The sequence below is a fragment of the Enterobacter sp. LM3 genome, from assembly GCF_046622475.1.
GTDB lineage: Bacteria > Pseudomonadota > Gammaproteobacteria > Enterobacterales > Enterobacteriaceae > Enterobacter > Enterobacter cloacae_P.
Window position 1 is genome coordinate 1 of the sequence record NZ_JBJURN010000035.1, and the last position, 4372, is coordinate 4372.

General features: G+C 45.8%; 6 protein-coding genes and 2 pseudogenes. All 8 read right to left on the reverse strand.

Annotation, left to right across the window (positions count from 1 at the left end; genetic code table 11):
- Positions 1–177 precede the first annotated feature (177 nt).
- Positions 178–489, reverse strand: coding sequence for a DUF6862 domain-containing protein (locus ACJ9N4_RS20600; protein WP_395122149.1), 312 nt, complete (start codon positions 487–489; stop codon positions 178–180).
- 145 nt (positions 490–634) lie between these two features.
- Positions 635–991: a hypothetical protein gene (locus ACJ9N4_RS20605; protein ID WP_395122148.1), complete on the reverse strand. Its 357-nt coding sequence runs from the start codon at positions 989–991 to the stop codon at positions 635–637.
- 7 nt (positions 992–998) lie between these two features.
- The gene (locus ACJ9N4_RS20610; protein ID WP_411500764.1) at positions 999–1532 is read right to left on the reverse strand and encodes a hypothetical protein; all 534 of its coding nucleotides are present in this window, start codon (positions 1530–1532) and stop codon (positions 999–1001) included.
- A gap of 156 nt (positions 1533–1688) precedes the next feature.
- Positions 1689–2075, reverse strand: coding sequence for a contact-dependent growth inhibition system immunity protein (locus ACJ9N4_RS20615; protein WP_411500765.1), 387 nt, complete (start codon positions 2073–2075; stop codon positions 1689–1691).
- A pseudogene (locus ACJ9N4_RS20620) lies at positions 2072–2500 on the reverse strand (ShlA/HecA/FhaA protein); the annotation flags it as partial. The gene ACJ9N4_RS20615 and the pseudogene ACJ9N4_RS20620, both read right to left, overlap by 4 nt.
- A gap of 177 nt (positions 2501–2677) precedes the next feature.
- Positions 2678–2863, reverse strand: a pseudogene (locus ACJ9N4_RS20625) (VENN motif pre-toxin domain-containing protein); the annotation flags it as partial.
- 331 nt (positions 2864–3194) lie between these two features.
- Entirely contained in the window at positions 3195–3518 is a 324-nt protein-coding gene (locus ACJ9N4_RS20630; RefSeq protein WP_395122146.1) for a DUF6572 domain-containing protein, read from the reverse strand.
- A gap of 2 nt (positions 3519–3520) precedes the next feature.
- On the reverse strand, positions 3521–4372 hold an 852-nt coding region (locus ACJ9N4_RS20635; RefSeq protein ID WP_411500766.1), incomplete at its 5' end, for a VENN motif pre-toxin domain-containing protein.

The following is a 4372-nucleotide window of genomic DNA, read 5'->3' on the forward strand; positions in this document are numbered from 1 at the left end:
GGCCGATACCGATGGCAGGCGTCAGGTTACGGTTTTCACCTTTTCCGCTGCCACCCGCACTGCCTGAAAGCGCCACCATGTAGCTGTTGCCGCTTCCGGGCTCACTCCCCAGTTCTGCGCTATATGCTGAACATCGGCATCACGCTGAGCTTTCGCATCCGCAGTCGCATACTGCCACTACTGCCCGGCTATTTTATCGGCCCCTTCCTTGTACACACTGCCCATTGTGCCGACATACTGCCCGTCCATTTGCTCATCATAGCTCTTGCCCATCGCGGCAAGTTCCTGGCGCATACCCTGGCAGGCTGATGACGATAGCCTCTGGCACGCGTTGTCCAGTGCCACATCGAACGCTTTATCTTTCGCATCAAGGTCTGCAACCAGCTTTTCAGCCTTGGCTTTTTCGTTCGCATCCTTGATGTACGGCAGTGACCACTTCGCATCCTGCCTTTGCTTCTCATCTTTAGCGGACAGAGAATTATTCTCCACAACAATTCTATCTGACGCAGATTGTTGCGATGAAATTAGTTTTTATCTTTATTTTCAATTTATTAAACCCAACTTTGCCTGCTATGTTTCCGTCACAACAACTGCTTCCCAGGTTCGCCTTTTCGCTGGGCAGCCAAGATATTGCTTAGCGGGCGATCACAGGATAATCCCCATGGCTAGTTGTAATTACGTAAGATTCAAAACCATTCTTTTCAGGGATAATACGTATATTATCTTCATTACTAAAACATAGACTTAATACTTCGCCATCAAGCATGGAACACGAGTAAACCGTTTGATTAAGTGTAGGGAAAAGAAGAACACTTGTTGTTAGGTTCTCACCATGCCCGTTTTGGATATGCTTTTCTCCCCCGCACTGGAACGGACATTGAATCAAAATTCTGCTACCTGATGAAAATAGCAAAACTAAAGATCCAACTCCCACAATAACTCCAGTAAATATCGACTGTTCAAATTCACTAAGTTCATCGATTGTAATCATTTATAGCTTACCTTTTTGGCGGCATAGTATCTGATGGTAATGGTACATGAGTCTCTCCACGAGTCCCTGTTCCACCTGTAGCAGGATTTATTGGTTGTCCATTTTTGACAGATATCCAGTAACCGTTCTCAAGTCCGGGTACAGGAGTTGAGCCAGATGGCATAACCCTTATGTAAGTGCTTCCTGGGTTACTAGGATCTGTATTTGGCGGATAGTAAATTGAGCTTCCAGGTGTTCGACCGGGCTTACTTAACCACCCATCAGGAATGACAGGTCCTTGAGCGGGGTTGGTAAACGGTTGTAACTTAGGTGGAACCTTGGGGGCTGATTTACCTTCAATAGCACCACCTGGCCTAATCGGAACAGCCCCAATTCCAAGACCAGCAGTTCCAGGAAGCGGCTTGCCATCTTCGTCAAACAACACTCCAGGCCTGGCAACATTATAAACTTTTGGGAGGCGGTCGCCGTGCTCTTTTTCAAGCTCTTCCTCATCATGGCCAGGACTCAGCGAGTTATTCTCAACAACAACTATTTCCGACACGGTTATTGAGAGCAGCCTGGCATTTTCCCTGTACAGTCAGAAGGTTACAACTCATTCTCGCAGGCGCACTTTAGTGCTGTCAATATTTTGCCCCGACGCACCTTTTTTGCCTGAACACGTTCACACCATTACCTTGCGAGAGCAAGCTACTTTTTCTCACGTACCTATTTTATTGATTTTCAATATATCTTTTCTTAATTCATTATCAATATCTGAAGTATTTATTTTATTTATAATCATCTTAGCCTGTTCAAAACAGTCCATATGATTTTTTAGATCCTCTACTTTTACTGTTGCCAGAGCTGCAATGAGTTCACCATCGTAATATTCTCCCGCCAATGGGTCTTCCTCCAATACTTTTAATACTCTTGGCATTAGCTGGTCGATAAAGAGATCCTGACGAATAGCACGACAAAGATCTTCTACGGACAGCTCTTCTATTGGTATATCAATGACACGTTCAAACCATTGTTCAAGCGATGATTTCTGAACAGAATCAGGTTTTAAATTTATTTTTCCTATCAACTTACGGAAAGTAATCATATCCCATGTCCTTTCAAGGCTGATTCAATTTTATTGATAGCATCTGTTGCGCGACCATATGCCGCTTGAGCTTCAGGATTATTAACATTTTTCAATGTGTCTGCATGGTTCCTTAAGCCCCTGAGGGTATTTTGCATTTCCTGCATGTGATCCCAATATCCACCGCTTTCCTTAGGTACAGGGTTACCATCCATATCCTTAAGCGTTCCTGTGATATCATGATCTTTTAAAGCATTTTTTATAGTGTTATCGATCTTCTTGATAGCACTTTCTTGCTTTTGATTGAGTTTATCAACAGGCTTACTTTCTTGTTTTTCATGATCATTTTCTGGTGGAGTCGGAGAGCCTGACCCAGCACCACCATATTCAGCCTTCTCGTTATCCGTCATGTTACCGGCAACGTTGGGTTTCGATTCCTGATTTGAATCATCCGAAGAACATGCACGCCCAAAGCTACACTGAGTGGCTTTATCAATCGCATCAAACAGATCATCCACAGCTGACGCTATTTTGTCATTGGCGTTTTTGGTGACCTGATCTCCCGGGCTTACCGGAACCCCGGGAACAGGCACCGGAACCGGAGGCGCAACACCCAGCGAGTTATTCTCAACCTCCACACGGGCAGTATTAGCCCCCACAGCCGCCATGGAGAGGTTACTGTCCGTCACCGCAGCTCCCGCCAGACCACCCGCAATACTTACCAGGCTGCTGACCAGTCGCTTCTCATCCGCCGTCAGGTCACCGGGTTTTTTATCACCATACAGGGCACTTACCAGATGGCCGGTCATCTCCGAGGCCGTGATGGCACCAATGGCTCCGGCCTTCAGGCCGTCAGCGCCGTGGCCGCCACTCAGCTGCGTCAGCGCCGCCGCCACAATACCGTGCAGGGCAGCACGGGCTGTTGAGTCTTTCTGCTCTTTGACCAGAGACGCCAGAAGAGGGGCCGCCCCCGCAGCCGCGCCTGCTTTCAGGTTACCGCCAAGTGCGCCCGCCAGTAATCCCGCCGCTGCGCTGCCTTTCGTCCAGAAATCACGCGCTGACTGCGTGTTTAGAAGGTATAAAAGATAGAGCCTGAACAAGCAGGCTCATAAAACAATAAAAACATCACATTAGCTATACTTACTTTAACTGTAGCTTTACATTAATCCCAGCCAAAACACTTTCAACTTTATCAAAGAAAAACAGAACATCTTTCGGCGGAGAATTTTTGAAGTAAATCTCAATAATTTTCTTTGTTTTCCCTTTAGCTTTAGGGAAACTTTCTTCCATTTGCCCACTTTCTATAAACTCAATATATGAATTTATTTTTTCCTGTAACTTATACAAATGATCATTTGTGTTCTCACCCCAAGCCAGATGATCTGATATAGCCAGACTGATAGCGTCTGGTTCATTTTCAGGGATCCCCATAAAATCAATTTTATTAAGGTCTTCTACTGACATATTTAACCTTTATCTTTGCCTGGTCTTATCACGTCAATCTTTGTTGGTGGAATCACTGTCCCACCATCAAATCCGGGTTTGCCTACTCCCGTAATCACACCACCACTATTTTCTATTTCTGGGTAGCCGATCTTTTGATTAGGCGTTAAAGGTGCTGTCTCTGAGCTTTTACATTCGACACAGAAAATATTTCCGCTACTATCTTTCGTCATAATATCCACTCTAACATTTACCCCACTTCCAGTTTTGATTGTAACCTCTCTGGCTGAATCGGTCATTCCCTGTGAATATTTTTGATAAATGCTATCTTCGAATGCTTTTCCCTGATCATAGTTCTGGCGAATCTGATTCGCTGGGTTTGGAGATAGGGTGCCATTTTTTGACGTGCTATCAAAAGTATAATAACTACCATTATTACTGTAAATAGCGTTACCCGATGAGTCTGTTTTCCCTGTATTGGTATACATGCCACCTTTCGGACCTACCACATCTCCACGGCCTGTAGGAGTGTAACCAGAAGGTAATCGAACAGCAGAACCAATAGGCACTCCAAATCCTGGCGCATAAGTGATCGGATTTCCGGCTTCATCCCGTTCAGGTTCCAGCCCTGGATTCATAGGGATAATTTTTATATGCCCATTGCCAAGCTCTTTTTCGTGCTCTTCTTCCTCATGCTCAAACGGACTGTGTTCACTCAGCGAGTTATTCTCAACCTCCACACGGGCAGTATTTGCCCCCACAGCCGCCATGGAGAGATTACCGTCCGTCACCGCAGCGCCCGCCAGACCACCCGCAATACTTACCAGGCTGCTGACCAGTCGCTTCTCATCCGCCGTCAGGTCACCGGGTTTTTT

Coding starts and splice junctions, on each gene's coding strand:
- ACJ9N4_RS20605 (WP_395122148.1), bottom strand. CDS start 991: ATGATTACAATCGATGAACTTAGTGAATTTGAACAGTCGATATTTACT.
- ACJ9N4_RS20615 (WP_411500765.1), bottom strand. CDS start 2,075: ATGATTACTTTCCGTAAGTTGATAGGAAAAATAAATTTAAAACCTGAT.
- ACJ9N4_RS20630 (WP_395122146.1), bottom strand. CDS start 3,518: ATGTCAGTAGAAGACCTTAATAAAATTGATTTTATGGGGATCCCTGAA.